Source organism: Neobacillus drentensis (genome assembly GCF_036962765.1).
GTDB classification, from domain to species: Bacteria; Bacillota; Bacilli; order Bacillales; family Cytobacillaceae; genus Neobacillus; species Neobacillus drentensis_C.
This window is the reverse complement of sequence record NZ_JBALOS010000078.1, coordinates 1-5,831: the sequence shown is the minus strand read 5'-3', so window position 1 is coordinate 5,831 and position 5,831 is coordinate 1. Positions and strand designations below refer to the sequence as shown.

General features: G+C 37.3%; 7 protein-coding genes. 5 read left to right on the top strand and 2 right to left on the bottom strand.

The annotated features are described in order from the left end of the window. The first annotated feature begins 233 nt into the window (after positions 1–233). From V7137_RS11475 to V7137_RS11465, 3 genes are all read left to right on the top strand, one after another. Positions 234–989, top strand: coding sequence for a beta-ketoacyl-ACP reductase (locus V7137_RS11475; protein ID WP_438825618.1), 756 nt, complete (start codon positions 234–236; stop codon positions 987–989). A 363-nt stretch (positions 990–1,352) separates the two neighbouring features. Further along, on the top strand, positions 1,353–2,543 hold the full coding sequence (locus V7137_RS11470) for an acetyl-CoA C-acetyltransferase (RefSeq protein WP_335698208.1): 1,191 nt from the start codon (positions 1,353–1,355) through the stop codon (positions 2,541–2,543). A 293-nt stretch (positions 2,544–2,836) separates the two neighbouring features. Continuing rightward, positions 2,837–3,043, top strand: a complete 207-nt coding sequence (locus tag V7137_RS11465) for a hypothetical protein (protein ID WP_335698207.1) — start codon at positions 2,837–2,839, stop codon at positions 3,041–3,043. 122 nt (positions 3,044–3,165) lie between these two features. Here V7137_RS11465 and V7137_RS11460 read toward each other — a convergent pair whose 3' ends face one another. After that, complete coding sequence (locus V7137_RS11460; protein ID WP_335698206.1) at positions 3,166–3,483, bottom strand: hypothetical protein; 318 nt, start codon at positions 3,481–3,483, stop codon at positions 3,166–3,168. Positions 3,484–3,799: 316 nt separating this feature from the next. Here V7137_RS11460 and V7137_RS11455 point away from each other — a divergent pair, with 316 nt between their 5' ends. Continuing rightward, positions 3,800–4,693 (top strand): PhzF family phenazine biosynthesis isomerase, encoded by an 894-nt coding sequence (locus tag V7137_RS11455; RefSeq protein WP_335698205.1) that lies wholly within the window; start codon positions 3,800–3,802, stop codon positions 4,691–4,693. A 59-nt stretch (positions 4,694–4,752) separates the two neighbouring features. Here V7137_RS11455 and V7137_RS11450 read toward each other — a convergent pair whose 3' ends face one another. Continuing rightward, a complete protein-coding gene (locus tag V7137_RS11450) occupies positions 4,753–5,400 on the bottom strand; it encodes a cupin domain-containing protein (protein ID WP_335698204.1) in 648 nt (215 codons plus the stop codon). Between the two features lie 158 nt (positions 5,401–5,558). Here V7137_RS11450 and V7137_RS11445 point away from each other — a divergent pair. After that, positions 5,559–5,831, top strand: a 273-nt coding sequence (locus tag V7137_RS11445; RefSeq protein WP_335698203.1) for an antibiotic biosynthesis monooxygenase family protein, incomplete at its 3' end; no start/stop codon positions are given.

Here is a 5,831-nt window from a genome sequence, read left to right as displayed (position 1 = left end):
GAAAAATTTAAAAGATAAATTATTGTAAATGATCCAAAAACAATTCTTCATTTTTTGACAAAATTCTCACTTTGATGCAATTTCTTTACGAATTTAAGAAAAGTGATAAATAGGGATAATCCATCATAGATATGGGTATAAATGGTTTGTTGCTGTGATCATAGTATTGCTCCAATGACATTGTTTGTAGTGGATTTCTTTACTCATTTGCCTAAGGATGATGTTGTACCTATATGTCTTTTTTGAAAAGAAAAAACGAGGTGATATTATTGCAGTATAATGAAAAAGTCGTGTTAATTACAGGTGGGGCACAGGGGATTGGAAAAGNNCTACAAGAGGGTGCAAGGGTCGTAATTTGTGATTATGATGAGTCGGCTGGACAAACCGCATTGGAAGAATTTAATAGTGAAAAGGTAGATTTTTTTAAAGTGGATGTAACAAATAGCGTCCAGATTGAAGAGATGGTTCGTTCCACAGTAAAAAAGTATAACCGGATTGATGTCTTAATTAACAATGCTGGAATTACACTTGATGGATTTCTAACAAAAATGGAGGAATCCGAATGGGAAAAGGTAATTTCTGTAAACCTATCAGGTGTTTTTAAATGCACAAAGGCGGTAGCTCCCATTATGTTAAAACAGGGGTCAGGTGTCATTCTTAACGCATCTTCTGTAGTTGGTTTGTACGGGAATATTGGCCAAACTAACTATGCTGCGACAAAAGCTGGGGTGATCGGACTGACCAAAAGCTGGGCGAAAGAATTTGGTCCCAAAGGGATCAGGGTCAATGCAGTCGCACCAGGATTCATTGAAACAGGCATGACTGCAGCGGTACCAGATAAAGTACTTCAAATGATGAAGGAAAAGACCCCGCTTAAGAAGCTAGGAAAACCAGAAGATATTGCCGCAGCGTACTTATTTTTAGCTTCAGATAAGGCTAGTTATATAAACGGGACGATCCTAAGTGTGGATGGCGGTTTAGTCATATAAACAATTGTGCAAAAGCTAAGGGAGAAAATAATAATTTTCTCTCTATTTTTTTATTTTTAAATAATATTGAAAATTAATTATCAAAAAACTTTTCTACAAAGTTTGTCAAAATTCAGCATGAACAATCCGCCATTTCCCATTGATTTATTTTTTTACGTTTTACTGCTTATCCATTGCTGTTAGTTGATTTTCTTACTCATTTCCAATAGAGCTTACCAGCGAATTTAGCACAATGAAATGGGATGGCAAAAAATAGATAACTCTGAATTTGTCGAATAGTTTGTCGCAAAAAGTACGGCTGAATGTAGTAATATTTGTGAGGAATTATTATTCGAGTACATAAATAGGTTGGAGGAGATTAGGATGCCAGTAAATGACGTAGTAATTGTAAGTGCTGTAAGAACACCGATTGGAAGTTTTCTGGGGAGTTTAGAAAATGTTTCGGCTACCCAGTTAGGTACTACTGTAATTAAAGGAGCCATTCAAAAAGCTGGAATTAATCCAAATGATGTAGACCAAGTCATTATGGGGAACGTTTTACAAGCAGGATTGGGCCAAAATCCAGCAAGACAATCATCTCTCGCCGTAGGTATACCTCAAGAGGCAACAGCAATGACGATAAATATGCTCTGTGGTTCAGGTTTAAAAGCGGTTCACTTAGCTACCCAAGCAATTCTTTCTGGCGAAGCAGAAGTAGTGGTTGCAGGTGGAATGGAAAATATGAGTCAGGCTCCATACTTGTTAAAAGGTGGCCGTAATGGATTTAAAATGGGAGATCAGAAAATTTTAGACAGCATGCTTCAGGATGGTTTAGTGTGTGCGGAAAACAACTACCATATGGGGGTTACAGCTGAAAATCTTGCAGAAAAATATGAAATCTCACGTGCTGAACAAGATGAATTTGCCGCTTGGAGTCAGCAAAAGGCACAAGCAGCGATTGAATCCAATCGTTTTGCTGATGAAATTGTTCCTGTCGAGGTCCCTGGCCGTAAAGGACAAGTGACATTATTCAGCCAAGATGAGTTCCCTCGGTTTGGAACGACAGTAGAAGGATTAGGTAAACTTCGTCCTGCATTCAAGAAGGATGGGACAGTTACTGCCGCAAATGCTTCAGGAATTAACGACGGTGCTGCCGCATTTGTTGTCATGAGCCGTAAAAAGGCAGAGGAATTAGGAATTACGCCTTTGGTATCAATCAAAGCGAATGCTACCGCAGGTGTGGATCCAAGTATTATGGGAATTGGACCTGTCCCAGCTGTGAAAAAAGCTCTAAATTCAGCGTCTTTGTCCTTAGAAGACATTGACTTAATTGAAGCAAACGAGGCATTTGCAGCTCAATCTATTTCAGTGGATCGAGAGCTTCACTTTGGGAAAGAAAAGTTAAATGTAAATGGTGGTGCCATTGCACTTGGTCATCCAATCGGTGCGAGTGGAGCAAGAATTTTGGTGACTTTAATTCATGAAATGAAGAAAAGAGAAAACCGCTTTGGTTTAGCTACATTATGTGTCGGTGGAGGACAAGGTGTAGCAACGATCCTCGAAAATGTTAAGTAAATAATCATAAAAATGGCTGGAAGGTAAACTCCCAGTCATTTTTTTATTGATTGCCAAGAAACGGGTTCAGCCATAAATGTAGATTTATGTATTTATAAACTTTATTTGTAATATCCAATGTATACTTACAATTACAAGGTGATCAATTAAATCGGCACAAACTTTACTTTATATTTTTAAATGTAAATTTAATCTAAAAAGAACAAGGTAATGTGAGTAAATTTTGCCTTAAATAAAAATGAAAAGCGGGGTGATGATATAGAGGTAATTTCAAAACAAAAGGAGAGATGGGCATGACTCAAATTGATGTAAACCAACTAAACCAAGCAAAGGCAAATGTATCACTCACGCAAGAATTATTAACAAAAGCAATTGAAAAAGCCAATTCCGACCCAACACTGGCAGAGGAAGCCATTAAACAAGCTTCAAATGAAATTTCGTCTGCCCTAACAGCGGTAACTCAAGTCCAGAAATCAACTCAAGCCCAATCAAGTGAATGATTAAGTAGTTTTTCGTGACAGGACTGAAACACTATTAAAATCACCTGAAATGGTAGATTCTCCAAAAAACAATGACCACCCCATAGAAATTCTATGGGGTGGTCATTGTCAAGTCATCGAAATCATCCTTCGACCTCATGATGTTGAAAGCCGTTTTTGGTGGCATACACTTCATACCATTTGTAATTTGGGGATTTGAACCATTGATACTCTGGCAAATAGATCAAATATCTTACATTACCATCGGCATCAAACATCGTTTTAAATATTTTTACTGGTCCAATTCCAAACGTTTGATCCAAATAGCCCTCCATTCCATCGCGGACCACATTTTTTTCAGCGTCCTTTTCTTCCTTATATATCTTCATTAGTCCATCAATTAAGATACTTATCAACACCAAGGTAATAGCAATCAAAGCGAAAATCAATAATTTGAACAATAGAACTCCTCCTACGTTTTTTTTAGATTCATATGTATGCTTACTAGACTGTTAAACTGCTAACCCTCCGAGAATACCTCAACTCCTTTGCTAGGATGGATTCATTTCGATTGTACATCCGGCAGGGAAGAGAAGGTGTGATGAAAAATACACCTCAGAGGATTTATAAAAGAAAAATTCGTAATCTCTCAAGAGGACAATCTTATCCAAAATATTGACGTAATCTTTTTTATATACTATTATTAATCTTCATTTGGTTTTTTTGAATTATCGAAATATTATACATATTTAGTATGGCAGGAGGGAGATTTTAAGCATGAAATCCGTTAAGGTTTATCATTATGATGCATTTAGCAGCGAAGCGAATAAAGGGAATCCTGCCGGGGTAGTGTTAAATGGGGATGCTCTTACTGATGCAGAAATGCAGGAAGTAGCTTCAAAAGTGGGATTTAATGAGACTGCTTTTCCAATAAAATCAGAGGTTGCTGATCTACGAATGCGTTATTTTACACCCGGCCACGAAATGAACCTTTGTGGACACGGCACGATTGCAACGATTGTGGCACTAATAGAAAAGGGGTTGCTTTCAGATAAAACAGATCTGACGATTGAAACCAAAGCAGGAATATTACCAATAAAAATAAATGCCACTATTAATGGGGAAATATTGATTACAATGAAACAGGCATCCCCACAATTTATCGAATTTGAGGGCTCGAAAAACGACTTGGTCCACGCGATTGGATTAACACAAGTTGATATCGATGATAAATTCCCGATAGTTTATGGGAGTACAGGTAATTGGACGTTATTGATTCCCATAAAGAAATTGAATATTTTTAAAATGATGAAACCTAATAATTACTTATTCCCTACAATTTTAAAAGAGATGCCAAACGCATCCATTCATCCTTTTTGCTTAGAAACCTATGATGAACATGCTCAAATGCACGGGCGACACTTTTCATCCCCATATTCTGGTACGACCGAGGACCCAGTGACAGGAACTGCATCTGGTGTAATGGGAGCCTATTTCACTACCTACATAATGAACAATTTTGAGACATCGTTAAGTCTTTTGGTAGAACAAGGCCAGGAAATGGATAAAGATGGCCGTGTTATGGTAAAGGTCTCTAAAAATAAGGATCATTTTGAAATAGAGATAATGGGAAATGCTGTGTATGTTACAGAGTTTGATATAGGTATTTAATTACCGATATACGGGGTGAAATTGAGAAGGGACTGCTACCGGTAGCAATCCCTTCTTTGTTACCCCCAATATCGATGATATTGAGGGACATAAGGTGTTTGTGGGTATTGTGGAATATATTGGGGCTGTTGATACTGTTGATTTACAGATTGATTTGTTGAATTTCCTATTCCCTGGTTACAATCCTTATAGGGACCAATATAGGTTGACGGTTTAACGGGTGCAATTACTTGTTTCCATTGATTCTCATCCAGACAGTAGGTATGTGACATGATATTGTCAGGAGTAAATTTTAAGATATCTGATCCTAAAATTACTTCTGGAGTGGGTGCATTAAAAATTGCCAAAAGATGAGTGTTATCAACTAAGGCGATCTCGTAATGCCACCAACCTTGCGGAACATTCGCCACCTGTCCAGGTGTAATCGTGAAATTGAGGATCTGTTTTGTAAATGGATTCAGAATGGATACGGTAGCTGAACCAGAAATACAATATACCAGCTCCGCTGCATTTTGGTGATAATGCGGTTCCACGACATTATTTGTACTTAAGAAAATATCCAACAGTGACACATTTTCCAGTGTATTTAATTGTTTAATACCTAGTACATTTATATAGTTTTGGTTGTCTTTTTTGAAGAGAGGGCTCTGATTAACGTCAAATGTGAATTGAGTGGATGGGGATGTATAATCCATATACGATACCATATATATTCTTCACCTCTTATTTTGAAGTTAGCTCATAGGCATGTTATGCACGTATAACAAGTTGGGTGTGAGTAGGTATTAAATATGTTCTAGATCGATGTTGTCAGAGAAGATATAATCCTTGTTCAATGCTATACTTTTAAAAAGGAGGGAATTACATGATATTGGAAGCAGTTTTGCTTAAAGTAATACCTGGGATGGAAGAGGAATATGAGAAAGCATTTCGAAAGGCCTCAGACATCATTGTGTCGATGAAAGGTTACATATCACACGAATTGCAGCGGTGTATCGAAGTGAAAGGAAAATATTTATTACTGGTGAAGTGGGAAACATTAGAAGACCATACAGTTGGATTTAGGCAATCAAACGATTATCAGGAATGGAAAATACTGTTACATCGTTTCTATGACCCATTTCCAACTGTAGAACAT

What these genes read in the sequence shown, in the direction of transcription:
- V7137_RS11470 (WP_335698208.1), top strand. Translation starts at nt 1,353, where the DNA reads ATGCCAGTAAATGACGTAGTAATTGTAAGTGCTGTAAGAACACCGATT.
- V7137_RS11465 (WP_335698207.1), top strand. Translation starts at nt 2,837, where the DNA reads ATGACTCAAATTGATGTAAACCAACTAAACCAAGCAAAGGCAAATGTA.
- V7137_RS11455 (WP_335698205.1), top strand. Translation starts at nt 3,800, where the DNA reads ATGAAATCCGTTAAGGTTTATCATTATGATGCATTTAGCAGCGAAGCG.
- V7137_RS11450 (WP_335698204.1), bottom strand. Translation starts at nt 5,400, where the DNA reads ATGGTATCGTATATGGATTATACATCCCCATCCACTCAATTCACATTT.